The sequence below is a fragment of the Streptomyces sp. NPDC098101 genome (assembly GCF_044760185.1).
Taxonomy (GTDB): Bacteria; Actinomycetota; Actinomycetes; order Streptomycetales; family Streptomycetaceae; genus Streptomyces.
This window is the reverse complement of record NZ_JBIWAS010000007.1, coordinates 266,685-293,568: the sequence shown is the minus strand read 5'-3', so window position 1 is coordinate 293,568 and position 26,884 is coordinate 266,685. Positions and strand designations below refer to the sequence as shown.

21 protein-coding genes are annotated in these 26,884 nt (G+C 74.0%); 10 read left to right on the top strand and 11 right to left on the bottom strand.

Annotated features, from left to right (window positions below; all coding sequences use genetic code 11):
* The first annotated feature begins 210 nt into the window (after positions 1–210).
* A complete protein-coding gene (locus ACIQVI_RS28835) occupies positions 211–2,091 on the top strand; it encodes an AMP-dependent synthetase/ligase (RefSeq protein ID WP_403601068.1) in 1,881 nt (626 codons plus the stop codon).
* 17 nt (positions 2,092–2,108) lie between these two features.
* On the opposite strand, the gene ACIQVI_RS28830 is transcribed toward ACIQVI_RS28835, so the two are convergent.
* Together ACIQVI_RS28830 and ACIQVI_RS28825 are read right to left on the bottom strand one after the other, a co-directional pair.
* A complete protein-coding gene (locus ACIQVI_RS28830) occupies positions 2,109–2,774 on the bottom strand; it encodes a pyridoxal 5'-phosphate synthase (RefSeq protein WP_403601065.1) in 666 nt (221 codons plus the stop codon).
* Positions 2,775–2,895: 121 nt separating this feature from the next.
* Positions 2,896–3,543 carry a TetR family transcriptional regulator gene (locus tag ACIQVI_RS28825; protein ID WP_403601062.1) on the bottom strand — a complete coding sequence of 216 codons (648 nt, stop codon included), beginning with the start codon at positions 3,541–3,543 and terminating at the stop codon, positions 2,896–2,898.
* A 372-nt stretch (positions 3,544–3,915) separates the two neighbouring features.
* On the opposite strand from ACIQVI_RS28825, the gene ACIQVI_RS28820 reads away from it, so the two are divergent.
* Both ACIQVI_RS28820 and ACIQVI_RS28815 read left to right on the top strand, forming a co-directional pair.
* Entirely contained in the window at positions 3,916–4,734 is an 819-nt protein-coding gene (locus ACIQVI_RS28820; RefSeq protein WP_403601059.1) for a VOC family protein, read from the top strand.
* 158 nt (positions 4,735–4,892) lie between these two features.
* Entirely contained in the window at positions 4,893–7,331 is a 2,439-nt protein-coding gene (locus ACIQVI_RS28815; RefSeq protein WP_351971955.1) for a PQQ-binding-like beta-propeller repeat protein, read from the top strand.
* 13 nt (positions 7,332–7,344) lie between these two features.
* Here the strand turns inward: ACIQVI_RS28815 and ACIQVI_RS28810 are convergent, their stop codons facing one another.
* Complete coding sequence (locus ACIQVI_RS28810) at positions 7,345–8,079, bottom strand: hypothetical protein (protein WP_403601055.1); 735 nt, start codon at positions 8,077–8,079, stop codon at positions 7,345–7,347.
* 124 nt (positions 8,080–8,203) lie between these two features.
* Between ACIQVI_RS28810 and ACIQVI_RS28805 the strand changes: the two genes are divergently transcribed.
* The gene (locus ACIQVI_RS28805) at positions 8,204–8,773 is read left to right on the top strand and encodes a hypothetical protein (RefSeq protein ID WP_403601052.1); all 570 of its coding nucleotides are present in this window, start codon (positions 8,204–8,206) and stop codon (positions 8,771–8,773) included.
* A 254-nt stretch (positions 8,774–9,027) separates the two neighbouring features.
* On the opposite strand, the gene ACIQVI_RS28800 is transcribed toward ACIQVI_RS28805, so the two are convergent.
* The gene (locus tag ACIQVI_RS28800; protein WP_403601049.1) at positions 9,028–9,246 is read right to left on the bottom strand and encodes a hypothetical protein; all 219 of its coding nucleotides are present in this window, start codon (positions 9,244–9,246) and stop codon (positions 9,028–9,030) included.
* Between the two features lie 203 nt (positions 9,247–9,449).
* Entirely contained in the window at positions 9,450–12,449 is a 3,000-nt protein-coding gene (locus ACIQVI_RS28795; protein ID WP_403601046.1) for an AfsR/SARP family transcriptional regulator, read from the bottom strand.
* Between the two features lie 705 nt (positions 12,450–13,154).
* On the opposite strand from ACIQVI_RS28795, the gene ACIQVI_RS28790 reads away from it, so the two are divergent.
* Positions 13,155–14,720 carry an APC family permease gene (locus ACIQVI_RS28790; RefSeq protein ID WP_351971960.1) on the top strand — a complete coding sequence of 522 codons (1,566 nt, stop codon included), beginning with the start codon at positions 13,155–13,157 and terminating at the stop codon, positions 14,718–14,720.
* 103 nt (positions 14,721–14,823) lie between these two features.
* On the opposite strand, the gene ACIQVI_RS28785 is transcribed toward ACIQVI_RS28790, so the two are convergent.
* A complete protein-coding gene (locus ACIQVI_RS28785; protein ID WP_383409910.1) occupies positions 14,824–15,036 on the bottom strand; it encodes a hypothetical protein in 213 nt (70 codons plus the stop codon).
* A 56-nt stretch (positions 15,037–15,092) separates the two neighbouring features.
* Here ACIQVI_RS28785 and ACIQVI_RS28780 point away from each other — a divergent pair, with 56 nt between their 5' ends.
* Positions 15,093–15,593 carry a GNAT family N-acetyltransferase gene (locus ACIQVI_RS28780; RefSeq protein WP_403601041.1) on the top strand — a complete coding sequence of 167 codons (501 nt, stop codon included), beginning with the start codon at positions 15,093–15,095 and terminating at the stop codon, positions 15,591–15,593.
* Here the strand turns inward: ACIQVI_RS28780 and ACIQVI_RS28775 are convergent.
* Positions 15,559–16,026 carry a carboxymuconolactone decarboxylase family protein gene (locus tag ACIQVI_RS28775; RefSeq protein WP_121828364.1) on the bottom strand — a complete coding sequence of 156 codons (468 nt, stop codon included), beginning with the start codon at positions 16,024–16,026 and terminating at the stop codon, positions 15,559–15,561. The genes ACIQVI_RS28780 and ACIQVI_RS28775 overlap by 35 nt on opposite strands.
* A 218-nt stretch (positions 16,027–16,244) precedes the next feature.
* Positions 16,245–16,994, bottom strand: coding sequence for a GNAT family N-acetyltransferase (locus ACIQVI_RS28770; RefSeq protein WP_351971963.1), 750 nt, complete (start codon positions 16,992–16,994; stop codon positions 16,245–16,247).
* A gap of 105 nt (positions 16,995–17,099) precedes the next feature.
* Here ACIQVI_RS28770 and ACIQVI_RS28765 point away from each other — a divergent pair, with 105 nt between their 5' ends.
* The 3 genes from ACIQVI_RS28765 (at position 17,100) to ACIQVI_RS28755 (ending at position 21,863) form a co-directional block, all read left to right on the top strand.
* Positions 17,100–17,930 (top strand): LLM class F420-dependent oxidoreductase, encoded by an 831-nt coding sequence (locus ACIQVI_RS28765; RefSeq protein ID WP_403601037.1) that lies wholly within the window; start codon positions 17,100–17,102, stop codon positions 17,928–17,930.
* 85 nt (positions 17,931–18,015) lie between these two features.
* Complete coding sequence (locus ACIQVI_RS28760) at positions 18,016–20,601, top strand: bifunctional FO biosynthesis protein CofGH (RefSeq protein ID WP_403601034.1); 2,586 nt, start codon at positions 18,016–18,018, stop codon at positions 20,599–20,601.
* A 143-nt stretch (positions 20,602–20,744) separates the two neighbouring features.
* Complete coding sequence (locus ACIQVI_RS28755) at positions 20,745–21,863, top strand: ADP-ribosylglycohydrolase family protein (RefSeq protein WP_403601031.1); 1,119 nt, start codon at positions 20,745–20,747, stop codon at positions 21,861–21,863.
* A gap of 107 nt (positions 21,864–21,970) precedes the next feature.
* Here the strand turns inward: ACIQVI_RS28755 and ACIQVI_RS28750 are convergent, their stop codons facing one another.
* From ACIQVI_RS28750 to ACIQVI_RS28740, 3 genes are all read right to left on the bottom strand, one after another.
* Entirely contained in the window at positions 21,971–22,171 is a 201-nt protein-coding gene (locus tag ACIQVI_RS28750; protein ID WP_053640748.1) for a DUF397 domain-containing protein, read from the bottom strand.
* Positions 22,172–22,361: 190 nt separating this feature from the next.
* Complete coding sequence (locus ACIQVI_RS28745) at positions 22,362–23,222, bottom strand: helix-turn-helix transcriptional regulator (protein WP_351974349.1); 861 nt, start codon at positions 23,220–23,222, stop codon at positions 22,362–22,364.
* A 178-nt stretch (positions 23,223–23,400) separates the two neighbouring features.
* Positions 23,401–24,099 (bottom strand): GPP34 family phosphoprotein, encoded by a 699-nt coding sequence (locus ACIQVI_RS28740; protein WP_030219076.1) that lies wholly within the window; start codon positions 24,097–24,099, stop codon positions 23,401–23,403.
* Between the two features lie 162 nt (positions 24,100–24,261).
* Between ACIQVI_RS28740 and ACIQVI_RS28735 the strand changes: the two genes are divergently transcribed.
* Positions 24,262–26,838 carry a serine hydrolase gene (locus ACIQVI_RS28735; protein ID WP_403601026.1) on the top strand — a complete coding sequence of 859 codons (2,577 nt, stop codon included), beginning with the start codon at positions 24,262–24,264 and terminating at the stop codon, positions 26,836–26,838.
* Positions 26,839–26,884 lie beyond the last annotated feature (46 nt).

Genomic DNA, 26,884 nt, shown 5'->3' with positions numbered 1-26,884 from the left:
GCCTTACCGCGCAGTAAGGTTACCGACTGGTTAAATCTTCGGGGGCCCCAACGCGCCCGTGATCCAACCCAGTTCGCCCCCGCACGCCCGCACGCCCGCACGCCCGCACGCCCGCACGCCCGCACGCCCGCACGCCCGCACGCCCGCACGCCCGCACGCCCCGCTCGTCCCCGCACGTCTCAGTTCGTCGCGAAGACCGAGGAGCCGCACGTGTCCGTCGCCACCGCCGCAGCCGGGACCGAGCCGGTCGAACCGCACAAGTTCCTGATCGACGGGCGGGTGCGGGAGGTCTCCGTCCCCGCCCTCGCCCCCCGGATCGCCCGGGGCTCCCTCGCCGACCTGCCGTACGACAACGCCCGCCAGGACCCCGAGGCCCCGCTCTTCTCCCGCAAGGGGCCGGAGGGCGAGTGGTACGACGTCCCGGCCGCCGCCTTCGCCGCCGAGGTGCACGCCGTCGCCAAGGGCCTCGTCGCCCACGGCCTGCAGCCGGGCGACCGGCTCGCCCTGATGGCCCGCACCACCTACGAGTGGACCCTGCTCGACTTTGCCGCCTGGGCCGCCGGACTCGTCACCGTCCCCGTCTACCCCACCTCCTCCGCCTTCCAGACCCGCTGGATCCTCCAGGACTCCGGCGCCGCCGCCTGCGTCGTCGAGGACCCCGCCCAGGCCCGGACGGTCGCCGCCGAACGGCCCCAACTGCCGGGCCTGGCCCACCTCTGGACGATCGACGCCGGGGCCGTCGACCTGCTCCGGCGGGCGGGGGAGCGGGTCTCCGACGAGGCCGTCACCGCCCGCCGGGGACTGCTCACCCCGGAGACCCTCGCCACCCTCGTCTACACCTCCGGCACCACCGGCCGCCCCAAGGGCTGCGCCCTCACCCACGCCAACTTCTTCGCCGAGGTCGACAACGCCGTCCGGCTGCTCCACCCCGTCTTCGTCTCGGAGAGCAAGGAGCCCGCCGCCACCCTGCTCTTCCTGCCGCTCTCCCACGTCTTCGGGCGGATGGTCTCCGTCGGCTGCGTGCGCGCCCGGGTGCGGGTCGGGCACGCCCCCTCCGTCGAGGGCGACGGACTCCTCGCCGACCTGGCCGCCTTCCGGCCCACCTTCCTCCTCGCCATCCCGTACGTCCTGGAGAAGGTCTTCAACGCCGCCCGCGCCACCGCCGAACGCGGCGGGAAGGCCGCCTCCTTCGACCGGGCCGCCCGGGTCGCCCGCCGCTACGGCCAGGAGGCCTCGCCCTCGCTGCCGCTGCGGGCCGCCCGCGCGCTGTACGACCCGCTGGTCTACCGGCGGATACGGAACGCGCTCGGCGGCCGCGTGAAGTACGTGATCTGCGGCGGCTCGCCGCTCGGCGCCCGGCTCGCGGAGTTCTTCGCGGGCGCGGGCGTCGAGGTCTTCGAGGGGTACGGCCTGACGGAGACCACGGCCGCCTCCACGGTCACCCCGCCGCGCCGGCCGCGCACCGGGACCGTCGGCTGGCCGCTGCCGGGCACCGCCGTCCGGATCGCCGACGACGGCGAGGTCTGGCTCCGGGGCGGCCACGTCTTCGCCGGGTACTGGGACGCGCAGCGCGGGGCGGCCGTGCCGTACACCGACGAGGGCTGGTTCCCCACCGGCGACCTGGGCTCGCTCGACGAGGACGGCTATCTGCGGATCACCGGTCGCAAGAAGGACCTCATCGTCACCTCGGCCGGCAAGAACGTGGCCCCCGCCCCGCTGGAGGACTGGCTGCGCGCCCACCCCCTGGTCGCCCAGTGCATGGTGCTCGGCGACGACCGCCCGTACGTCACGGCCCTGATCACCCTGGACCACGAGGGCCTGTCGCACTGGCGGCGGATGCGGGGCAAGGAGCACCTGGCGCTCTGGGAGCTCACCCGCGACGATGAACTCCTCGCCGCCCTCCAGCGGGGCGTGGACGACGCCAACCGCCTCGTCTCCCGCGCCGAGTCCATCCGCGCCTTCCGCGTCCTGACCACCGACTTCTCCGAGACCTCGGGCCACCTGACCCCGTCCCTGAAGCTCCGCCGGGGCGCGGTGCTGCGGGACTTCACGCGGGAGATCGAGGAGATGTATCCGGTGGGGAGCGAGTAGGGGCCGGCGAACGGGCGCTACGGCCAGAGGAGTTCGCGGATCCAGCCGTCGGGCGTCGACGGGTCGCGGCGGTAGCGGAGGCGTACGTGGCGGCGGTGTGCGTCGCCCTGGAAGAACTCGACCTCGGCCGGTTCGACCGTGTAGGGGGTCCAGGTGGGGGCCGGGGCGTCCGGTTCCGTGCGTGCGCGGTGCCAGGCCGCCGCGCTCGCCTCGGCGAGGGTCTCCGGGGAGTCCAGGACTTCGCTCTGGCGGCCGACCAGGGCCGCCGCGAGGGCGCCGGTGGTGCGGGCGCGGAGGTCCGCGTACGCCTCCTCGGGGGTGCCGGTGGCGACGTGGCCCCTGACCCGGACCTGGCGGCCCTGGACCGGCCAGTAGAAGTTGAGCGCGGCCTCCGGGCGGGCGGCGAGCTGGCGGCCCTTGGCGCTGGTGGAGTGCGAGGCGAAGTGCCAGCCGCGGGCGTCGGCGCCGTGCAGCATCACGACCCGCACGTCGGGGCGGCCGTCCTCGTCCACGGTGGCCAGGGAGGGGGTGTGCGGCTCGGTCTGGCCCGCCGCGACGGCCGCCGTGAACCAGTCGTGGAAGAGGGCCAGCGGCGCGGGCGGGGCGTCCGCCGGGTCGAAGGCGGGCAGCGCGGTGTCCCAGACCCGCAGGGAGCGCAGGGCGCGGTCGAAGTCGGTCGTCATGGGGCCACGGTAGTCACGGGGGGCGGCGGAGACGGCGGCGGAGACGGCGGCGCCGGCGGCGGTCCGGGGGTGCGGGCCGCCGCCGGCGCCGGCGACAGGACGGGTGAAGGAGGGGCGGCGGCTATCTGGTCGGCTTCTTGCCGGTGATGCCCAGGTGCACCAGAAGGGCCAGGTTCGGCTTCAGTTCGGCCTGCTTCACGCCCCAGGTCTGGAAGCCCTTCTGGTGTCCCGCGACCGCGGCCAGCATCGTCACCAGGGAGCCGGCCATCGCGGCGGAGCCGACCTCCTTGTCGACCTTGCCCTTGGCCTGGAGCTCCTTCACCGCGTCCGTCAGGGAGTTGGTGACCGAGTTCAGGATCTTCATGCGGATCTTGTAGAACCGCTTGTCGCCCTCGGCGGCGCCGAGGTCCACGACCCGGAGGATCGCGTCGTGCTTCCGCCAGAAGTCCAGGAATCCTTCGACCAGTTCCTCGGAGGACTGCCAGGCGGCCTTGCCGACCCAGGAGCGGCCGGAGGCCAGGTCGGCCAGTGCGGCGCCCTCCTTCGCCATCTCCTCCGCGATCTCCAGAACCGCTCCCTCGACGTCCGGGAAGTACTGATAGAACGTCGCGGGTGAAGTACCCGCCTTCCGGGCCACGTCGATGACCTTGACGTCCCGGTAGGGCGAGGAGCTGAGCATCTCACCGAGGCAGTCGAGCAGCTTCTGCCGCGTCGCCTGACCGCGTCGACCGGCCACGCGGCCGTCGACGGTGCGTACTTGTCCTGTCATGCCGTCAGCTTACCGACGGGGCCTCAGGGCGCGATTCGGCCGACTGCAAATGGGGTGCGTCCCCGTCCGTCCGCGTTCTCCGAGGTGGGCGCGGGTGCGGGGCGGAGGGTGAGGGGAAGGGGACGGTCGGTATTGAGCCAATGTCGGTGCCGGGGAGGGGGTGGGGAGGAACGGGCGGCGCCGGGGAGGAGCGGGCTGCGCCGGGGGAGCCGGGGCCGAACGGGGGATCCCGTACCCGAATAGAGTTATGAACAGTCTGTGGACAACTTCGGTGGACAACCCAGGCACCGCAAGGGTCCCACCCCGCCGGACCGCCCCTCCGCCCGCCCGCCGGGACGCGCGCGGCCGGTGCCGCCGCCCTAGCGTGGAGCCATGGCCGTACGCACTGAGGGCACCCCGTGCTGGGTGGACGCGCAGCTCCCCGACCTGGAGGCGGGCAAGCGCTTCTACGGCGAGCTCTTCGGCTGGACCTTCGACCCCGACCGCGACGAGGCCCTGCTGCGCGGACGCCGGGTCGCCGGGCTCTTCCCCAAGCGGGACGGCCGGATGCCCACCACCTGGACCGTCTACCTCGCCACCGAGAACGCCGGCACCCTCGCCGCCCGGATCAGGGCCGCGGGCGGCCGGATGGTCATGGACCCCTACCCCGTCGGCCCCTTCGGGGTCCTGGCGCTCGCCGCCGACCCCGGCGGCGCCGTCTTCGGCCTCCGCCAGGCGGGCGAGGACGACGGCTTCGCCGCGGTGAACGAGCCGGGCGCCTTCTGCTGGATGGAGGTGTACACGCGCCGGCCGGACGCCGTCGACACCTTCTACGCCACCGTCTTCGGCTACCTCGGCCGCCAGGCCGACCCCGAGGAGGAGGGCGCGGGCCCCGACCTCGACTACCGCGTCTGGTCGCCCCCCGGCTCCCGGCCCGGCGACGACAGTGCCTTCGGCGGCCGGGCCGTCATCACCGACGACTTCCCCGCCGAGATGCCCGGCCACGTCCTCGCCTACTTCGCCGTGGACGACTGCGACGCGGCCTGCGACACCACCGTCCGGCTCGGCGGCCGGGTCGTCACCCCCGCCCGCGACACCCCGCACGGCCGCATCGCCGTCCTCCGCGACAACCAGGGCGCCCTCTTCGCGGTCCTCGCCGAGCCGAAAACCAGGCCGGAAACCAGGCCGGAAACGGACGGTACGGCCCGATAGGTCCGTAACCGTCCCGCCCGCCTCGCCCCGCACCGGGCCGTCCCCCCTAGCAGGCGACACCCCGATCCGCCCCCGGGTTCGCCACCGGGCCCCCGGACAGGAAGAATCAGGGCCACGGGGCCGTACCCTCATGGCCCGTACGGGGAGGTGGCAGGCAAGTGGAGCAGCTGACGCAGCACGACCCGAGACGCATCGGGCCCTTCGAGGTGCTGGGCCGGCTCGGCGCGGGCGGAATGGGCCTGGTCTATCTCGCGCGCTCGGCCTCGGGCCGGCGCGTGGCGATCAAGACCGTGCGCACGGAGCTCGCGGAGGACCAGCTGTTCCGGGTCCGCTTCACCCGGGAGGTGGAGGCCGCACGGGCCGTCTCGGGCTTCTACACGGCCGCCGTCGTCGACGCCGACCCGCGTGCCGCCGTGCCCTGGCTGGCCACCGCCTACGTACCGGCGCCCTCCCTCGAAGAGATAGTGAACGAGTGCGGGCCGCTCCCGGCCCAGGCCGTGCGCTGGCTGGCGGCCGGCGTCGCCGAGGCCCTCCAGTCCATCCACGGGGCGGGCCTGGTCCACCGCGACCTCAAGCCCTCCAACGTCCTCGTCGTCGAGGACGGCCCCCGGGTGATCGACTTCGGCATCGCGTCCGGCGTCTCCAACACGCGGCTGACCATGACCAACGTCGCCGTCGGCACCCCCGCCTACATGTCGCCCGAGCAGGCCCGCGACTCGCGCAGCGTCACCGGCGCCAGCGACATCTTCTCGCTGGGCTCGATGCTGGTCTTCGCCGCCACGGGCCACGCGCCCTACCACGGCGCCAACCCGGTCGAGACCGTCTTCATGCTGCTCCGGGAGGGCCCCGACCTGGAGGGCCTGCCCGAGGAGCTGCGGCCCCTCATCGAGTCCTGTATGCAGATGGACGTCGCCCGCCGGCCCAGCCCGGCCGATCTCCAGGCGCAGCTCGCCCCGCACCTCTTCGGCCCCGGCAGCGACGACAGCGGCACGGCCTCGGCCTGGCTGCCGCTGAGCGCCACCGCCATGATCGAGCGGCGGCGCGGCGGCGGCCGCACCCCCGCCGCCCCGCCGGCCCCGCCCGTGCCCCCGCCCCCGCCGCCGGCGGACCCGCCGGGCCCGTTCCCCGACCCGTACGGCCCGGAGCGCGGGCCCGGGGGCGGCGGCCGCAGGCCCGAGCCCGTCGGCGGCCGGCACGCGGGCCCCGCCGAGGGCGCGGGCGGTCCCGTGCGCCTCGGCGGCGGGACCGTACCCATCGGCCCCGGCCCCCGGGTCGCCGACACCCGGGCGGCGCTCGCCGTCGGCCGGGGCGCCGACGCGGGCCCCGCGACCGGCTGGATCCGGCCGCCCGGCGGCGGCCCGCACGGCGCCGAGCCCGGCCCGCCGCCCGGCTCCCGGCCGCTGAACGTGCCCGCGCAGGGCGGCACGGGACCGAACCCGCCCCCGCCGGAGCCCGGCCACTGGCGGCCCTGGCGCTTCCGCATGTCCAACGACGTCTGGGGCACCCCGGTCGTCGACGGCGACCTGCTGTACGTCACCTCCTTCGAGGTGCACGCCCTGGACACGGGCAGCGGCCGGCGCCAGTTCAAGACCCGGGACGTGGCCTGGTCCATGGCCGTCGCCGGGGGCCGCATCCACGCCTCCGACGGGCCCACCCTGTACGCCCTCGACGCCGGTGACGGCGGCGAGCGCTGGCGGCTGCACACCGACGCCTGGGTGTACGCGCTGAAGGTCGACCGGGGCACGGTCGTCACCGGCACGCGCGGCGGCGGGGTCCAGGGCCGGGAGGCCTCCAACGGCGCCAAGCTGTGGGAGGTCACCGGCGCGCAGACCGACTTCGAGACCCCGGAGGCGGGGCCCGCCCTGCACGGCGACACCGTGTACGTGTGGCGGGACGCCCGGCTCCAGGCCCTCGACGCCCGGACCGGCGCGGAGCGCTGGTCGTACCCGATCGGGGACGCCGCCTCCTGCGGGGGAGTACCCGTACGGGTGGCCCCGGCCGAGGACGGCTACGTGTACGTGTCGGCCGGGACCCGGGTCCTGTCGATCGACATCGCCGCCGGGCACGTCCGCTGGCACTTCGAGGCCCCGGCCGTCTTCCTCTCCCCGCCCGCCTTCGCGCCGGGCCCGGCCGTCACCGGCGGCGGGGTGTACCTCGCCGACCACCTCGGCACGGTGTACGCGCTCGACGCCACCACCGGCCAGGACCGCTGGCGGATCGCGACCGAGCAGCGCCAGTCCACCGAGCCGGTGCTCGTCGCCGACGGCAACGTGCACGTCGGCAGCGGCAGCGCGCTCTACACGCTCGACGCGGTCACCGGCACGCCCCGGTGGCGGTTCGCGGCGGGCGGCGAGCTGGTCGGCTCCCCGGTGGTCGCGGACGGCCGGATCCACTTCGGCTCGGCCGACCACGTCCTCTACACCCTGGACGCGACCGGCGGACAGCTGCGCTGGAAGCTCGCGACCGGCGGCGAGATCACCGGCTCGCCGGTGGCGAAGGGCGGGGTCGTGTACGCGTGCAGCAAGGACCGCTGCGTGTACGCGCTCGACGCGGTGAAGGGCACGGCGACCGGCCGGGGCTCGGCGGCGGCCCGCTGACGGGCCCGGCGCCTCAGCGGGGCCCGGGGCCGTCCTGGCCGGGGTCCCGCTCCCGCTCCCGGTCGGGGACCTCGAAGGTCCGGGTCGGCTCGGACCCGTAGGGGTCGTACGAGCCGGGGGCGGCGGACTCCCGGGGATCGCCCGCGGGCGCCCCGTAGGGGTCGGCGACGGGGGCCTCGCGGGGGTCGGGGCCGGGTGCTCCGCGAGGCCGCCCGGGGTCGAGATCGGGATCGGGTCCGGGACCGCCGGGCGGCGGCGCGTACGCCCGCGGCTCCTCCGGCCACGTCCGCCCCGTCGTCCGCCCCGTCCGCTCCTCCGGACCCTTCCGGGTCTTCCGACTCCGCCCCGACATGACGAGCGCGCCGAGCAGCAGCAGGATTCCGCCGCCGAGGGCGTTCGCGACCCCGTCGCCGAGGCCCGCGCCGCCGCCGTCGACCGTGAGGCTGCCCTCGTACTGCCCGACCCGCACCATCCAGAAGACGGTGAAGCCGAGGACGACGAGCCCGGCGAGGCCGACGAGGAGGCGGGAGCGGAGCACCACGCCGACGAGGGTGAGGAGGGCGGCGAAGGCGAAGGGCAGCAGGAGCGACCACCAGAGGTCGGCCTTCGCCCCGGTGATCCCGGTGAACAGCTCGTCCAGCGCGTAGTCGCGCCCGTGACGGCCGTCGTACCAGGCACGGAAGGGGCTCAGAACGGCGGCCGTCGCTCCGGCGAGAGCCAGGACGGCGCCGGCGACGTTACGGATCATCGAAGCGGCCTCCTGAGTGGTCCGGCTCTCGCTCCCGACGCTACGCCGGGTCGGAGGGGGCCGCCATGCGGCGCGGAAGTGACCGTTAGGGTGGCGCGAACACGACAGCCAGGACGGGGCGCTGATGATACGGACACGCCTGAAGCTCGCGGCGACGCTCACGGTGGTGGTGCTCGCGCTGACCGGCTTCCACACGGGGAAGGGCGGCCACGGCAGCGGCGGCGGCAGCGGGAAGAGCAAGAGCGGCACGAGCAAGAGCGGCAAGAGCCGGGGCCACTCCTCCGACGACGACGACGATTCCGGCGGCGGCTGCTCCAACTCCGAGAAGGACAACGACGACTACGGGTCGGGCGGCGGCACGACGGCCCCGTCCCCCACCACGACCACGACCGGCTCCGGGGTCGAGGTCGTGGTGGCCGACTGCGTGAAGCCGGCTCGGAAGAAGGGCAAGGGCAGGACGGCCCGCGCGGCGGACACCACGGCGATCCTGGAGGTCACCTCGCACGACGCGGTCGAGAAGACGTACCGGGTCGTCCTGGAGTTCAGGGGCGCGGCGGGGAACGCGGTGGACTCGGCCGAGACGGTCGTCACCGTCGGGGCCCACGAGCGGAAGACCTTCGAGGTCGCCATGAAGAACCCGAAGGCGGTCGACCGGGTGAGGAACTGCCGGGTGGACGACGTCCGCGAACGGTAGGCACGGCGGCGGGTCCGGCCCGTCGGCGCCGCCCGCCCGCCGGTAGCCGGGTACGCCGGAGGGGCCGGGCAAGTGCCCGGCCCCTCCTTGTGCGGTGGTCCGGTCGCGTCGCGCACGGGCCCTGTCCGGGCGGATCCCCCCTGGTTCCGCCCGGATGTCCCCCGAGCCCGTGTGCTCCCCCGTCGACCGGACCTCTCGGGCCCCGGCGGCTCCCCCGAAGTCGCCGCCGCGGCCCTTTCCCCGTCGGGAGTGGACTAGTTGGCCGGCTCCGAGGTGGCGTGCATGTTGCCGTTCGTGGTCGCGGCGGCGGTGCCGTCGATCGGCTCCGTGGTGGCGTGCATGTTGCCCTTGATGCCGATCTTCGCGGCCACCGAGTCGGCGAGCGGAGCGTCGGTCGCGTGCATGTTCTTGTTGACGATCTCTTCACCGGCGGCGTTCGGCGCGGTGGGGTCCAGGTCGGCCATGCTGATCATCTCCCGTTGTTACTTCGGATGGGGCGGGCGGGGCCGTCCGGCGGTTCCCCCGTGGACTGCTGGACGGTCCCACCCGGAGCCGTTCACCCTAGTGCGACGGTGTGACGGCCTTACCGGCGACCCGTCTGCCCCCCGACGCGACGGATCGTGGGGAGAACATTGCCCGACCCTCATAAACGAACGATGAACGGGCAGTTCAGCGGCTACGCGACGGCGGTCTCCCGCAGCAGGGCCCGCACGTCCGACTCCTCCGGCGACCCGAGTTCGACGAAGATGTCCAGCGCCTCCTGCCAGCAGACCCGCGCCCGGCCGTGCTGCCCTATCCCGGACAGGGCGCGGCCGAGGACGACGAGGACCTGTCCGCGACGCCATTCGCCGCCGACCCCGCGGAGGACGACCAGCGCCAGTTCGGAGCGGGAGGCGGCCTGGGCGTACCGGCGGGCCGCGATGTCCACCTCGGCGATCCGGAAGAGCGACATGCCCTCCCAGAGGCGCTGCCGGCTGTCCCGGAAGACGTCGAGGGCCTCGGTGAGCCGGGTCGCGGCCTCGTCGAGCCGTCCGCTCGCGGTCAGCGCGAGCCCCAGCGCGTAGCGGCCGTTGGCGCCCTTGAGCGCGTGCCCCATCGTGTCGTACATCGCGGTGCCGCGCTGGGCGAGTTCGACCGCGACGTCGGTCTGTCCCATGGCCAGGTGGATGCGGGAGAGGTTGCACAGGGCACTGGCCTCGCCGGCCTCGTCGTCGCAGCCGCGGAACGCCGTGGTGGCCTGGGTCAGGAAGCGTTCCCCGTCCTCCGTGCGCCCCTGGTAGAGCGCCATGATCCCGAGGGCGTTGGCGGCCCAGCACAGCGGGAGGGCGTCCCCGGTCGAGGACGCCAGCTCCATCGCCTCGTGGGCCTCGCCGTCCGCCTCGTCGAACCGGCCGGTCACGTGCTGGACGTACGCCAGGGTCAGCGCCGCGCGGCCCTTCGCGCGGACGTCCCCCACCCGCCCCGCCGCCCCCCGCAGCACCGTCGCCACCGCCTCGTACTCCCGGGAGTTCGCGCCCGATTCCGCGAGGTCGAGGGAGGCCCACAGCAGGTCGACGCCCCGTCGCAGCGTCGTGGGGGAGGCGGCGGACTGGCGGACCGTGGCCAGGAGGCAGTCGGCCTCCGCGTAGAGCCAGTCCTGGGCCTCGTGGCGGTCGGTGAAGGACAGGCCGTCGTACGCGGTGGGCTCCAGGTGGTCGACCAGCCGGTCGCCGGGGCGCTCGATGGCGTACACGCGGGCGGCGGTCGACAGGTAGAAGTCCAGGAGGCGGGAGAGCGCCGACTCGCGCTCCGACGGGGGCTGTTCGTCCCTTTCCGCGCACGCGCGCGCGTAGAGCCGGACCAGGTCGTGGTACCGGTAGCGGCCCGGGGCCGCCGATTCGAGCAGGGACGTGTCGACCAGCGCCTCCAGGAGGTCCTCCGTGTCCCAGAGCGGGAGGTCGAGGACGGCGGCCGCCGCCGCGAGCGAGATGTCCGGGCCGTCCGCCAGGCCGAGCAGGCGGAACGCGCGGGCCTGGGCCGGCTCCAGCTGGCCGTAGCCCAGCTCGAACGTCGCCTTGACCGCCAGGTCGCCCGCCTGGAGCTCGTCGAGCCGCCGCCGCTCGTCCGCCAGCTTGGCCGCCAGGACCGACACCGTCCACGTCCGGCGGGCCGCGAGCCGGGACGCGGCGATGCGGATGGCCAGGGGCAGGAAGCCGCAGGCGGCGACCACGTCGAGCGCGGCCTCCCGCTCGGCCCGGACCCGCTCCTCGCCGACGATCCTCAGGAAGAGCTGGAGCGCCTCCTCCGGGGACATCACGTCCAGGTCGACCAGGTGCGCCCCGGCCAGGTCGACCATCCGGATCCGGCTGGTGACCAGGGCCGCGCAGCCCGCCGTACCGGGCAGCAGCGGGCGGATCTGGGCCGCGTCCCGGGCGTTGTCCAGGAGGACCAGGACCCGGCGCCCGTCCAGCGTGGAGCGGTAGAGCGCGGCCCGGTCGTCCAGGGAGTCGGGGACGGCCGAGTCCGGGGTGCCGAGCGCGCGCAGGAACGAGCCGAGGACGGTCTCGGGCGCGGCGGCCCGGGACCCCGCGCCCTGGAGGTCCACGTACAACTGCCCGTCCGGGAAGTGCGGCCGCGCCTCGTGGGCCACGTGCACGGCGAGCGTCGTCTTGCCGACGCCGCCGATGCCCGCGAGCGCCGAGACCGCCATGACGTGGCCCTCGGCGGTGGCGAGCCGGGCGCCCAGCTCCCGTACGAAGGAGGCGCGGCCCGTGAAGTCCGGCACGGTCGCCGGGAGCTGCGCCGGGCGCGCGACGGGCGCGGCCGCCGGGGCGGGCTCCTCGACGGGCCGGGCCAGTTCGGCGTCGGCCCGCAGGATGCGCTGCTGGAGCCGGGAGAGCTCGGGGTTCGGGTCGACGCCCAGCTCGTCGGCGAGCAGCCGGCGGGTGTCCGCGTACACGGCGAGCGCCTCGGCCTGCCGTCCGCCGCGGTAGAGCGCCAGCATGAGCAGTTCGCGCAGGCGCTCGCGCAGCGGGTGCGCGGCGGTGAGCGCGGTCAGCTCGGAGACGGCCTCGGCGTGCGCGCCGACCTCCAGGTCGATGTCGAGCCGGGTCTCCAGGAGGGTGAGCCGCCACTCCTCCAGGCGGGTGCGCTGTGCCTCGGCGTACGGCCCCGGCACGGAGGCCAGGACCTCGCCGTCCCACAGGTCGAGGGCCTCGGCGAGCCGCGCCCGGGCCGCCGCGCGGTCCCCGCCGGCCCGCAGCTTCTCGGCCTCGCCGGCCAGCTCCTGGGCGGCGGTGAGGTCGAGCGCGGCGGCGGAGGCGCGCAGGGCGTAGCCGCCGGACTCGCTGACCAGGACCTCGGGGCCGAGGGCCTTGCGGAGCCGGGAGGCGTAGGTGCGGACGGCCGCGAGGGCCTGGGAGGGTGATTCCTCGCCCCAGAGGGCGTCGATCAGCTCGGCGGCGGTGGCGGTGCGGCCGCCGCGCAGGAGGAGGGCGGCGAGGAGGGCGCGCTGCTGCGGCGATCCGGTGGGCACGGCCGCGTCGCCCCGCCAGGCCCGCACGGGCCCGAGCACACCGAAACGCAGCGCTCCGCTGGCGGCGGCCCGGTGCGCGTCCGTGCCCGCGCCCTCACCCGCCCGCGCCGGTATTGCCGTGCCCGCCGGCACCGCCGTGCTCGCGGGAGAGACGGGGTCCACCGTGCCCGCCGGAATCACCGGGGCTTCCGGGGCCGCCGGGCCGGCCGGATTCACCGGAACGTCCGTGGTTTCCGGGGCCTCCGGCACATCCGGAACCGCCGGATCCGCCGGCACATCCGAGGCCTCCGGAGCCACCGGGCCCGTCAGGGCGTCCCCGCCCGTTTCCGCAGCCCGCTGCGCCGGGACTCGCGGCCCGTCCTCACGGTCCATAGCTCCCCCTGCCGTACCGCTGGTTTCGCCCAGGACAGTTTGCCTTGTCCGGAGCGGCCCCGTCAGCATCGGGCCGACCGGAGCGGAGCCGTTGCCGGACCGTTGTACGGGGCGTCGACGGGCCCCTCGGGAGCGCGGTGGCGGGGTCCGCCGAGGTCCGGAGGGGCCCGACCGGCTCCGGATCCCGTTCCGCACCCCGTACCGCGACCCGGGCGACCGGCCCCGTACCGCCCCGTCCTCCCCGCCGAAGCCCCCGGTGACCGCGCGAAAAATTCCTCGGGAAAATTCTGAAACGGACATTTGGGGCTCCGCTGCGGTTCCCGCATATCGGACGTCGTCCGACGGACCTACCGGTTGGTCGGGTGGTCCGGTTGGTCGATCTTCCAATCATTGGTGAGTGGCCGCCCCGACCCCCGCAATGCAAGGCGACGATCGATCAGTCGCGCGGATTCCGAACCTCCGGATGTGGAAACCGCAGCATTTAACGTCCTGTTCATGACTCAGGTGGAAGCGCGGCCGCTGGCCGGAGACACGGTAAGGGGCGCCGACGCCCCGGGCGACGCCCGCGGCGTGCGCACCAAAGGGCTCGGCGGGAACTCCGTCGGCCTCCTCGGCAGCGCCGTCATCGGCGTCTCCACCGTCGCCCCCGTCTACTGTCTGACCTCGACGCTCGGCTCCACCGCCGGCGAGGTCGGGCTCCAGATGCCCGCCGTCTTCCTCGCGGGCTTCCTCCCGATGCTCCTCGTCGCCTTCGCGTACCGGGAGCTCAACAAGGCCATGCCGGACTGCGGCACCTCCTTCACCTGGACCGTGAAGGCCTTCGGGCCCAAGATCGGCTGGATGTGCGGCTGGGGCCTGGTCATCGCGACGATCATCGTGCTCTCCAACCTGGCCGGCGTCGCGACCTCCTACTTCTGGCTCCTCGCGGGCGAGATCAGCGGCAGCGAATCCGTCGCCGCCCTGGACGGCAACAAGGCCGTCCACATCGTCACCTGCCTCGCGCTCATCGCCGCCGCCACCGCGATCAGCTACCGGGGCATGACCGCCACCAAGGGCGTCCAGTACGCCCTCGTCGGCCTCCAGCTCGTCGTCCTCGCCGTCTTCGTCGGCATGGCCCTCACGAAGGCCGGCTCCTTCGAGACCTCGGTCGACTTCTCCTGGTCCTGGATGAACCCCTTCGCGGTGCAGTCCTTCGCCGCCTTCACGGCCGGACTCTCGCTCTCGATCTTCATGTACTGGGGCTGGGACGCCTGCATGGCGACCAACGAGGAGACCACCGGCAGCGAGAAGACCCCCGGCCGCGCCGCCCTCATCGCGATGGTCGTCCTGGTCGGCTCCTACCTGGCCACCGGCATCGCCGCCCAGATGGTCGTCGGCTCCGGCGAGCAGGGCCTCGGCCTCGCCAACCCGGAGACCTCCGACAACGTCTTCGCCGCCCTCGCGGGCCCCGTCATGGGTCCCACCCTCGGCGTCCTGCTCTTCGTCGCGGTCCTGGCCTCCGCCGCCGCGAGCCTCCAGACGACCTTCATCCCGGTCGCCCGCACGGTCCTCGCGATGGCCACGTACGAGGCGCTGCCGAAGTCCTTCACCGAGGTCCACCCGGTCTTCAAGACCCCCGGCCGGGCCACGGTCGTCGCGGGTGTCGCCACCGGCGCCTTCTACACGGTGATGACCCTGGTCAGCGAGCACGTCCTGGTCGACACCATCTACGCCCTCGGCCTGATGATCTGCTTCTACTACGCGCTCACGGCCTTCGCCTGCGTCCGCTACTTCCGCAAGGAGCTGTTCCGCTCCTTCCGCGACTTCGCCTTCAAGGGCCTGATGCCGCTGCTCGGCGGCCTCATGCTCACCGCCGTCTTCGGCAAGACCCTGTACGACATGTGGGACCCGGCGTACGGCTCCGGCTCCGCCGTCCTCGGCATGGGCTCGGTCTTCGTGATCGGCGTCGGCCTGCTGCTCCTGGGCGTGGTGATCATGCTGGTCATGCGGCGCCGCAGCCCCGCCTTCTTCCGCGGCGAGGTCCTGACCAAGGAGACCCCGTCCCTCGTGGTGGCCGACTGAGCGGACCGGCGCACTCCCGAGTCGCGGAGACGCGGAGGCGGCGGGCCCGTGGGGGGTCCCGCCGCCTCCGTGCGTCCGGTGCCGCCCGGACGGTTCGGATGATTCAGAGCTTCGGCAGCAGGCGCTCCACCGCCGCGTTCGCGGGCGGCAGCGCGGGCGTGCCGGCCGGTGCGGCCTTGGGGGTCAGGACGCCGCTGAGCGGCACGACCGAGGGCAGGTTCACGCCGCCGGTGTCGGCGGCCGCGGTGCCGGCGGCCCCCGCGGCACCGGCGGCGGCGAAAGCGGTCAGGGCTACGGCGGTGAGGATCCTCTTCATGCCCGCTCCAACGCGGAGGAGCCGGGTCCGGTTACGAGCTTCCTAGGATGCCGTCCATGGGACCTGAGGGCGAGACGGTGAACTGGGCGCTGCGCCCCGGCCGGGCGGCGGACGTCGAGTCCGTCGCCGAGCTGCGGGCCGAGGTGATGCGGGACGACCTCGTACGGCTCGGCCGCTACGACGGGCACCGGGTGCGGCAGCGGCTGCGCGACGGCTTCTCGCCCGCCCACACCTCCGTCGTCGAGGTGGACGGCGCCTTCGCGGGAAGCGTGACCCTGCGCCCGGACGGGAGTGGCGAGGGGCTCCACCTGGAGCACTTCTACCTGGCCCCGGAGGTGCAGGGGCGGGGGCTCGGGACGGCGGTGCTGCGCCGCCTGCTGGACCGGGCCGACGCGGACGGGGTGTCCGTCCGCCTCGTGGTCCTCCGGGGGAGCGCGGCCCGCCGCCTCTACGAGCGGGAGGGCTTCACGACCGAGTCCGAGGACCCGGTCGACGTCCTGATGGTGCGCGAGCCCCGTGCGGTCAGATCGCCACGCCGGCCGGCTGCCGGACGGTGACGTTGATCCGGTTGAAGAAGTTCGTCAGGCTGACCATCAGCACGATCGAGGCGAGCTGCTTCTCGTCGAAGTGGTCGGCGGCCGCGTCCCACACCGGGTCCGGCACGGCGTCCGTGCTGTCGGCGATGCGGGTCGCGTGCTCGGCGAGCGCCAGGGCCGCCCGCTCCTCGTCGGAGAAGTACGGCGCCTCGCGCCACGCGGCGACCGCGAACAGCTTCTCGTCGCTCACGCCCGCCTTCCGGGCGTTCTTCGCGCCGTAGTCGACGCAGAAGCCGCAGCCGTTGATCTGGCTGGCCCGCAGGTGGACGAGCTCCAGGATCTCCTCGGAGACCCCGCCCTGGCGGGTGGCCTTCACGAGGGCCTGGATCGCGGGACCGGCGTCGGGCAGGACGTAGGCGGGGTTGGTCATGCGGGCCTCGGGGGTGTGCGCCATGGTGATCGCTCCTCGGCGTCTCGTTCGGCAGGTGCTTTCACCGCAACGACGGAACGGGGGCCGGGGATGTGACACGGCCGGGGGACTTTCCCCGAAAGTTCTTCCCGGGGCAGTTCTTCCCGGGGCCGGGCGCTTCGGGCCGGGGCCGAGCCGGGCCCGAAGCACAAGGCCCCGAAGCCCAGGCCCGCAGCCCAGGCCCGAAGCACCCCCCCGCCCCCCTACGCCTCCGCGATGAGCGCCGTCGCCGCCGTGCGGAAGCCGAGCCGGCCGTAGAGCCGGGCCACGTCCGCGTCCGAGGCCGACAGGAACACCAGGTCCGCGCCCCGGGCCCGGGCGTCCGCGACCAGGGCGGCCGTGACCGCGAGGCCGAGGCCCCGGCGCCGGGCCGCCGGGACGGTGCCGACGCCGACGACCTCGGAGACGTCCCCCACCGGCTGGTGCTGCCCGGCCGCGAGGGCGGCCTTCCCCTCCGTACCGCCCGCGAAGGCCGCCGCGACCCGGGTCAGACCGGCCGCGATCCGCTCGGCCGTCCGCTCGGCCGTCCCGGGCTCGGGCGGGAAGCCGAAGGCGGCGTACGGGGCGGCGACGGCGCTCTCCAGGCCCGGATCGTCCGCGTCCACCATCCGTACGGTGACGCCCGCGGGTTCCGGCACGGCGAGGGGTTCGCCCTCCAGGACCATCAGCGGGTGCTCGTGGACGGTGAGCCCGCTCGCCTCCACGGCCGCCCGCAGCCCCGGCGCCGTCTCCGCGACCCACTCGAAGGCCTCGGGCACCCCCAGCTCCCGCTGCCGGGCCCGCACCCGCTCCACGGCCCCGACCGGGACCTCCCCCTCGTGCCCGGACGCGGGCCGCGCGTAGAAGGGCCAGCCCTCCCCCTCCCGTACGAAGAGGGTCAGCGGCCCGAACTCCTCGGCGCGGGCGGAGGACCGGGGCACGGCGTCGTAGTACGCCTCGATTCGCTTCAGCACCGGGCCACGGTAGGGGGAGGGACGCACGGGGCGCAGCCGGTTTCTCCGGTGCGCGCGGCCGTCCGGGGGCTCGGAAAACCCCGCCCCACCCCCTACCGTGCCGGTATGCGGATCTCGACCACGATCTTCCTGACCGACGAGACCATCACCCCGGTGCGGCTGGCGCGCGAGCTGGAGGAGCGCGGCTTCGCCGGGCTCTACCTGCCCGAGCACACCCACATCCCCGTCGAACGGACCACGCCCTACCCGGCGGGCGGCGAGCTGCCCCGGGAGTACGGCAGGACCCTGGACCCCTTCGTCGCCCTCGGGCAGGCCGCCGCCGTCACCGAACGCCTCGGGCTCGGCACCGGCATCACCCTGATCGCCCAGCACGACCCGATCTCGCTCGCCAAGCAGATCGCCACCCTCGACCACCTCTCCGGCGGCCGCCTCACCCTCGGCGTCGGCTTCGGCTGGAACCGGGAGGAGGCCGCCGACCACGGCGTCGACTGGACCTCCCGCCGGAGGCTCGGCCGCGACCGGATCGACCTGATGAAGGCCCTGTGGGCCCCCGAACCCACCGCGTACGCAGGGGAGTCGGGGGAGTCCGTACGGGCCTCCGAGGCCTGGCCCAAGCCGGCCGGCGGCGCGCCCCGGATCCTCGTCGGCGGGGCGGCGGGCCCGAAGCTCTTCGCGCAGATCGCCGCGCAGGCCGACGGCTGGCTGCCGATCGGCGGCCGGGGCCTCGCGGACGCCCTCCCGGTCCTGCGGACGGCGTGGGAGGAGGCGGGCCGCGACCCGAAGGCGCTCCGGGTCGTCCCGTACGCGGTCCTGCCGACCCCGGACAAGCTCGCGTACTACGCGGACCTCGGCTGCGAGGAGGTGGTCCTCCAACTGCCGCCGGGGGAGGAGGGGGAGGTGCTGGGGGTGCTCGACGCGTACGCGCGGTACCTGTGAGGACCCGAACCCCCGGACCGCCGGGCGGGGAGCCGGGTGCGGGGACCCGAACCCGGCTTCCCCCGCCCGCTCGTATGCTCGGTCCATGACCGATCACCAGGCAGCACGTCCCACCGAGAACGCCATGCGACGGGCCCTCAGGCGGGCCAGGGACGGGGTCGCGCTCGACGTCTCCGAGGCCGCCGTGCTGCTGCGGGCGCGCGGGGACGACCTGGCGGACCTGGTGGCGTCCGCCGGGCGCGTGCGGGACGCCGGTCTGGAGGCGGCCGGGCGGCCGGGCGTCATCACGTACTCCAAGAGCGTGTTCGTCCCGCTCACCCGGCTCTGCCGCGACAAGTGCCACTACTGCACCTTCGTCACCGTCCCCGGCAAGCTGCGCCGGGCCGGGCACGGGATGTTCATGTCGCCCGACGAGGTCCTCGACATCGCCCGGCGCGGCGCCGAACTCGGCTGCAAGGAAGCCCTGATCACGCTCGGGGACAAGCCCGAGGACCGCTGGCCGGAGGCGCGCGAGTGGCTGGACGCGCACGGCTACGACGACACGATCGCGTACGTGCGGGCCATGGCGATCCGCATCCTGGAGGAGACCGGGCTGCTCCCGCACCTCAACCCCGGGGTGCTCTCCTGGACCGACTTCCAGCGCCTCAAGCCCGTCGCGCCCTCCATGGGGATGATGCTGGAGACCACCGCGACCCGGCTGTGGTCCGAGCCCGGCGGCCCCCACTACGGGTCCCCCGACAAGGAACCGGCCGTGCGGCTCAGGGTCCTGGAGGACGCGGGCCGCTCCTCCGTGCCCTTCACCTCGGGGCTGCTGCTCGGTATCGGGGAGACCCTGGAGGAGCGGGCCGAGTCGCTGTTCGCGCTGCGCCGCGTCGCCCGCGCGTACCACTCGATCCAGGAGCTGATCATCCAGAACTTCCGCGCCAAGCCGGACACGGCGATGCGCGGGATGCCGGACGCCGAGCTGGACGACCTGGTCGCCACCGTCGCCGTCGCCCGGCTGATCATGGGCCCCTCCGCCTGCCTCCAGGCCCCGCCGAACCTGGTCGACGCCGAGTACGAGCGGCTGATCGCGGCCGGCATCGACGACTGGGGCGGGGTCTCGCCGCTCACCATCGACCACGTCAACCCCGAGCGGCCCTGGCCCAGGATCGAGGAGCTGGCCGAGCGGTCCGCCGCCGCCGGCTTCGAGCTGCGCGAACGCCTCTGCGTCTACCCCGAGTTCGTCACCCGGGGAGAACCCTGGCTCGACCCCCGGCTCCTCCCGCACGTCCGCGCCCTCGCCGACCCCGGGACGGGCCTGGCGAACCCCGACGCGCCCGTGCGCGGCCTGCCCTGGCAGGAGCCCGACGAGGCCTTCGCCGCCACCGGCCGCACCGATCTGCACCGCACCATCGACACCGAGGGCCGCACGGCCGACCGGCGCGACGACTTCGACGAGGTGTACGGGGACTGGGAGGCGCTGCGCGAGGCCGCCGCCCCCGGGATGGTGCCGCAGCGCATCGACACCGACGTCCGCGAGGCGCTGGCCGTCGCCGCCGACGACCCGGAGCGGCTCACCGACCCGCAGGCCCTGGCCCTCCTCCACGCGGACGGCCCGGCCCTGGACGCCCTGACCCGGATCGCCGACGACCTGCGCCGTGACGTGGTCGGCGACGACGTCACGTACGTCGTCACCCGGAACATCAACTTCACCAACGTCTGCTACACCGGCTGCCGCTTCTGCGCCTTCGCCCAGCGCCGCACCGACGCCGACGCGTACACCCTCTCCCTCGACCAGGTCGCGGACCGCGCCCAGCAGGCCTGGGAGGTCGGCGCGGTGGAGGTCTGTATGCAGGGCGGCATCCACCCCGACCTGCCCGGCACCGCCTACTTCGACATCGCGCGGGCGGTGAAGGAGCGCGTCCCCGGGATGCACGTGCACGCCTTCTCCCCGATGGAGGTCGTCAACGGCGCCTCGCGCACCGGCCTGTCGATCCGCGAGTGGCTGACGGCCGCGAAGGAGGCCGGGCTCGACTCGATCCCCGGCACGGCCGCCGAGATCCTCGACGACGAGGTCCGCTGGGTCCTCACCAAGGGCAAGCTGCCCACCGCCACCTGGATCGAGGTGATCACCACCGCCCACGAGCTGGGCCTGCGCTCCTCCTCCACGATGATGTACGGGCACGTGGACCAGCCCCGGCACTGGCTCGGCCACTTCCGGACCCTGGCCCGCATCCAGCGGGAGACCGGCGGCTTCACGGAGTTCGTGACGCTCCCCTTCATCCACACCAACGCGCCCGTCTACCTGGCCGGCATCGCCCGCCCCGGCCCGACGGCCCGCGAGAACCGCGCGGTCATCGCGATGGCCCGGCTCCTCCTCCACCCGCACATCCCGAACATCCAGACCAGCTGGGTGAAGCTGGGCACGGAGGGCGCCGCCGAGATGCTCCGCTCGGGCGCCAACGACCTGGGCGGCACCCTGATGGAGGAGACCATCTCCCGGATGGCCGGGTCGAGTTACGGCTCGTACCGCTCGATCAAGGACCTGGAGGCCATCGCGGAGGCGGCGGGCCGCCCGGCGAAGCCCCGCACGACCCTCTACGGGGAGGTGCCCGAGGAGCGGCGGCGCACGGCGGAGGCCTCCGACGGACACCTGCCGGAACTCCTCCCGGTGCTCCCGGCCGAGTGAGGACGCCCCCGGCGGAGTGCGGTCAAAACCGGCCCCGAGGGTGTCGGAACACATAACGTTCCGTCCACCGGACGGGCACATCCGGTCCATTACAGTGCGGCGAGGGAACCGACAGCGAACCGCCGACCGGGGGAGGGCACGTCGTGGCCACGACAGCCGCAGCCGTGTGGGGCCGTGCCGAGCAGCAGGACTTCCGGGCCCGGGTGCGGGGCTGTCTGCTCGGCGGGGCGCTCGGCGACGCGCTGGGGGCGGGCGCCGGCGGATCCTCCCTCGCGGAGCTGCGCGGGACCCACGGACCTGACGGACTCACCGACCCCGTCCCGGCCTTCGGCCGCCGGGGCGCCGTCACCGCCGCGACCCAGATGACCCTCTTCACCGTCGACGGCCTGATCCGCGCCCAGGTCCGCCGCGACACCGGCGCCTGGCACCCGCCCACCGACGTCCACCGGGCCCATCTGCGCTGGGCCGCCACCCAGCGCGACTGGGGACCGGACGAGCGCCGCAAGGACAACGGCTGGCTCGCCAACGAGGAGTGGCTCTACGCCCGCCGCAACCCGCCCCGCGCCTGCCTCACCGGCTTCGGCGACGAGCACCTCGGCACCCCCGACAAGCCGAAGAACCCGGAGGCCGGCGACTCCGGCGCCCTCGTCCGCTCGGCCCCCTTCGGACTGCTCGTCGGCTGGGAGCCGCAGCTCGTCCGCCGGCTCGCCGTGGAGTGCGCGGCCCAGACGCACGGCGCCCCGGCCGCCCGCCTCGCGGCGGGCGCCTTCGCCCTCGTCGTCCACGGCCTGGCCCGCGGCGGCCCGGTGGAGGCGGCGGTGGCCGTGGCCCTGGAGCAGCTCGCGGAGTGCCCCGGCCACGAGCCGGTCACCGAAGCCCTCGGCCGCGCCCTCGGAGCCGTACGGGAAGGGGTGCCGGACGCGGAGCGGGTGGCCGCCCTCGGGGCGGCGGAGGACCGGGCCGAGGGGCAGTTGGCGGCGGCCGTCTACTGCGCCCTGGTCGGCGAGGACGTGCGGCACGGGCTGCGGCTCGCCGTGAACCACGACGGGCCCTCGCCGGTGACCGGCGCGCTCACCGGGGCCCTGCTCGGCGCCCTGCACGGCGACACGGCCCTCCCGCCGGCCTGGCTGGCCGAACTGGAGGGCCGCGGGACGGTCCTGGAGCTGGCGGACGACTTCGCGATGGAGACGACCCAGGGCGCCGCCCTGCACACCCCCGGGGAGTCCGCGCCGGGCTGGCTGGCGCGCTACCCGAGGGGCTGAGGGGCGCGGGGCGGTCCGGAAAAGGACCGAGCCCCCTCGGCCAGGACGGCGGACCGGACGAGAGGGCTCTTTCGTGCTGCTGGTGACCGCTCGGGACACCGGGGGCCTTAGAGGGCCCCGGTGCTCACCTCGCCGACGAAGGCGCTCCAGGAACCCGGTCCGAACGAGAGGGACGGGCCCTCGGGGGCCTTGGAGTCCCGCACCGCGATCGCGGCCACGACGGGGGACTTCACTTCGACGCAGGCCCCGTTACCACCCGAGTAGGAGGACTTCGTCCAGGTGTCCGTACCACCCTGAATAATCGCCATGCTGCTCAGCTCCGGTTCTGCCAGTTTCTGCCAGTGGTGTGTCGCGCCGACGTTCTCGACGACGTGATCGACGCTACTCGCCGGTCCCGGGCGACGGGACCGGCGTTCACACGTCCGAGTGGCATATTCCAACGGAGCTTCCGTGGGAGCGATTACTGCGTGTACGGTGCCTGCCCACCCGTTCCGGGCCTCAGCCCTGGGCGTGCTTCTTGGCCATCTTCGAGATGAACTCCCGCGTCTGGTCCACGTTCAGCGCCTGCGCCCTGAGGTGCTCGTACATGACGCTGTACTTGCCGACGTCCTGCGCCTTCTCCAGGTACAGGTCGCTCGTGACGCCCTCGATGTAGACCACGCTGGAGTCCGAGGTGTCCGGGAACTCCAGGATCGAGTACTGCCCGCTGATCCCCGGGTGTGCGCCCATGTCGAACGGCATCACCTGCACGGTGACGTGCGGCAGCTGCGACTGTTCGAGCAGGTGCTCCAGCTGCTGCACCATCAACTGCCTGCTGCCCACGATCCGGTGCAGCGCGCCCTCGTCGATCACCGCCCACAGGCGCAGCGGGCGCTCCTCGTCCCGGATCCGCTCCTGGCGGCGGGTGCGGACCTGGACCCGCTTCTCGATGTCCGCGGGCGTCGACTCCGGCAGCGCCCCGGCGATCACGGCCTCGGCGTACTCGTGGGTCTGGAGCAGTCCCGGGATGATCTGCGGCTCGTACATCCGCAGGCTCTCCGCGTCCGTCTCCAGGCCGATGTAGACGCTGTACGGGATGTCGCCGAAGGCGTGCCACCAGCCCTGCTGGCGCGAGTCCTTGGCCATCTGCATGAGGGAGTCGACCATGCGCTCGTCCTCGACCTCGTACACGCCGCACAGGTCGCGGACGTCACGCTGGCTGATGGAGCGACGGCCGTTCTCCAGCCGGCTGATCTTGGACTGGGAGACGAGGAGGCGCTCGGCGACCTGCTCGGCCGTCATGTTCTTCGCCTCCCGGAGCTTGCGCAGCTCCTGGCCCAATCGGCGTCGCCTGACGGTGGGGTTGACGTTGGACGCCACGGAAACTGCACCTCCGGCTGTCTGCTGCGTAGCTGTGAGTATCTACCGCTTGGCAGACTGCCACCAAAGGTCGTGCGTGCGCTGGGAAACGGGGACAACGCACATGTGCGGGGCGGTCGTCCAGACCGCCCCGCACTGTTGTGCGGCTCCCGGGATGGTTCGTGTGGCGCGGTGGTGCTCAGTGCGCCGCCGCGCGGGCCATGCCGCCGCGCGGCTGCGCCGGAACGCCCTGGGCGCTGCGGCGCGGTTGCGCCCCCGCGCCGTTCTGGACGTCCATCACGGCGTGCGCCACGAGTCCGCCCATCGGGTCGTGCCGGATCAGGTCGCGCAGCCGGGACCGCGACGACCGTCCTTCGTTGCCGGGGTACAGGTGCTTGCCGAGACCGACCGCATGGGCCAGCGCGGCGAGCGCCGCGGTCCGCGGGTCCGGCGGTACGCCGGTGCGGATCGCACTGTCCAGCCGGGCACGGATCTCCCGACTGATCGCCGTGTCCGTCGCCTGGTAGCGAGTCGTCGGCAACACCCCGCACATCTGGCCCTCCACGGCATGGACCATGCCGCATCGCTCCAGATGCGAGAGATACGTCTGACGGAGCCCCAGTCGGGGCCCGCCTATCCAGTGGACGGCCCGGACCGGGCTGCCGCGCCTGCGCAGCAGCTCCAGTGCGGAGTCCAGTGTCGGATCTCCGGTCGGCCGTGGCATCACCACGGCGATACGATCCCCGTCAGGGGCTATCCGGCCTGCCAGCGCCAGCTCCACTAGCTGTGCTCCGGCCAGACCGAGGTCGAGCGACTGCGGCTGCGCTGTGGTACCCGTGGTCGGGTCCAGAGCGAGCAGCAGAAGCTCCTCCGGAATGGTTCTGCGGCTCCTGCCCATCCATGCCTCCCCGCGTGGATGAATGACAGGGTGACCCCTCTCACATTCATCTGTCGAGAGCGCCCGGGTGGTTCATCCGGGAACCGGTAGGTATGTCGTTCTCGTCTAGCACGGGGGCCAAGGGGTTCACACAGGACACTGGTAGACGGTTCGGACGTACGCATGACGCATGGAGGAGGCACGGTGGCGGGCGAGTCCCCCGACAAGGCGGAGCAGCAGGGGTCGTCGCAGGAGACGGCGGCCCCGGGCGGCGGCGGCCGGGATCCCCGGCTTTCCGTGCTCCGGGAGTCAGCGCCTTCGTCGGCCCCGTCGGAGGACTCGGAGGGGACCGACGGCCCCGGGGACCCGGAGGGCGAGGACTCGCCGGTACGGGTCGACCAGCCGACCGCCGTGTTCAAGAACCTGGCCCCGCGCACGCCCGGGGACGACGCCCCGAAGGGTGCCGCCGAGCCGGAGCCCGAGCCGGAGGCCGGATCCGAGACCGAGCCCGCGCCGGAGCCGGAGAGCGAGCGGCTCAAGGCGGCCGTGGCGGCGTGGGTCGCCACGGCGGCGGAGGAGCCCGGGAAGGCCACGGAGGGGCCCGGGGGGCCCGTGGAGGCCTCAGAGGGGCCGGAGGTCGCGGAGGAGCCCCGGACGGGCGCCGAGCCGGACGCCGGGTCCGAGGGCGACGCCACGGACGAGGCCGTGGAGGTCCTGGAGGCCGACGCGCCCGGCGAGGACGTCGAGAGCGCCGAGGGCGCCTCGGACGCCAAGGACGCCGAGGCGGTCGGGAACGCCGACGGTGCCGAGGGCGCCGGGACCGGCGGGGGTGCCGAGGACGCCGAGGGTGCCGAGGTCGCCAAGGGCGAGGCCCCCGTCGAGGACAAGACCCCTGCCGACGAAAAGGCCCCCGTCGAGTCCTGGTTCGCCGCCCGGAAGCCGGCCGCCGAGGCCAAGTCCGCGCCCGCGAAGGCCCCGGAGCCCGCCAGGGACTCCGGCGGCTCCGAAGGCTCCGGTGGCTCCGGGGACTCCAGCAGTTCCGAGAGCTCCGGCCGCTCCGAGGGCTCCAGCAGTTCCGAGGGCTCCGAGAAGACCGGCGGGTCCGAGGGCGCTTCCGGTGATGCCGCCGACGCCGACGCCTCCGTCGATGCCTCCGACGTCTCCGACGTCTCCGACGTCTCCGAAGACGAGAAGCCCGTCGACCAGCCGACCGCCATGTTCAAGATGATCCGGCCGCCGGTCGACCAGCCGACGACCGCCCTGAAGCTCCCGGCGGGCGCGGCGGGCGCTGGTGCGGGCGTCGGTGCCGACACCGACAGCGAGCGCACCAGCACCTTCCTGCCGCTGCGGCCCGACATCCCGGCCGAGCGGAAGGCCCCGGAGGCCGAGTCCGCGCCCGACGAGGCCCCCGCGCCCGCCCCCGTACCGCCGGCGCTCGCCGAGCCGGAGCGGACCCGGCAGCAGCCGCTGCCCCCGCTCCCCCCGCTCGACCTGCTGGCGGAGCTGACGAACACCCCGCCCCCGCCGCCGAGCCCGCTGCGGACGACCCTGCGCCGGGTCCGGATCTGGACCCCGCTGGTCCTGCTCCTCCTGATCGTCTTCGCGATCGCGCAGATGGTCCGCCCGCTGCCGGCGCCCGCCCTGACGCTCTCCGCCGCGCCGACCTACACCTTCGAGGGCGGCGAGCTGAAGATGCCGTGGCCCGGCGAGGGACAGGGCGCCGTCGAGGTCGAGGGCGTCGGCTCCATGGGCGCGTACGGCCCCCAGAAGCCGGCCCCGATCGCGTCCGTCACCAAGACGATGACGGCGTACGTGATCCTCCGCGACCACCCCCTCAGGGGGAAGCAGACCGGTCCCGAGATCGAGATCGACAAGAAGGCCGCCGACCAGGGCAAGGCGGAGCACGAGTCGACCGCCGCGGTCCAGGAGGGCCAGACCTACTCGCAGAAGGAGCTGCTCCAGCTCCTGATGATCCCCTCCGCGAACAACGTGGCCCGGCTGCTCGCCCGCTGGGACGCCGGTTCCGAGGCCGCGTTCGTCGAGAAGATGAACGCCGCCGCCAAGGAGCTGGGCATGACCCAGTCCACGTACACGGACCCGTCCGGCCTGCTCGACAGCACGGTCTCGACCCCGAAGGACCAGCTGAAGCTGGCGAAGGCAGTCATGCAGTACGACGTGTTCCGCGAGATCGTGAACATGCCGAACGTGACCGTCGAGGGCATCCCCGGGCGGATCGAGAACAACAACAACATCCTGCTGAAGCCGGGTGTCGGCGGCATCAAGACCGGTTCCTCCACCCCGGCCGGCGGCAACCTGCTCTGGTCGGCGAACACCATCGTCGACGGCCAGAACCGCCGGATCCTCGGCATCGTGATGGGGGCCAAGAACGCCCAGTACCTGGGCGACAAGCTCCAGCTCTCCATCGACTACAGCTACGAGCTGATCAAGCAGGCCCAGAAGGACGTCACCTCGGCCGCCGTGGTCCGCAAGGGCCAGGTCCTCGGCTACGTCGACGACGGCCTCGGCGGGAAGACCCCGGTCGTCGCCACCAAGGAGCTGAAGGCGGTCGGCTGGCCGGGCCTCAAGGTGGAGCTCGACCTCACCGACGGGGGCAAGGCCGTCCCGCACACCGGCAAGGCGGGCGACGTCGTCGGCCAGGTGTCGATCGGCACGGGCGCGGGCCGGGTCAGCTCCCCGGTGGCCCTCCAGGCCGACCTGGTGGAGCCGGGCTTCGACAAGAAGCTCACCCGCGTGGGCTGACCGCCCGCGGCGGCGGGGCGGCCCGGAAGCCACCCGCACGGCTGGA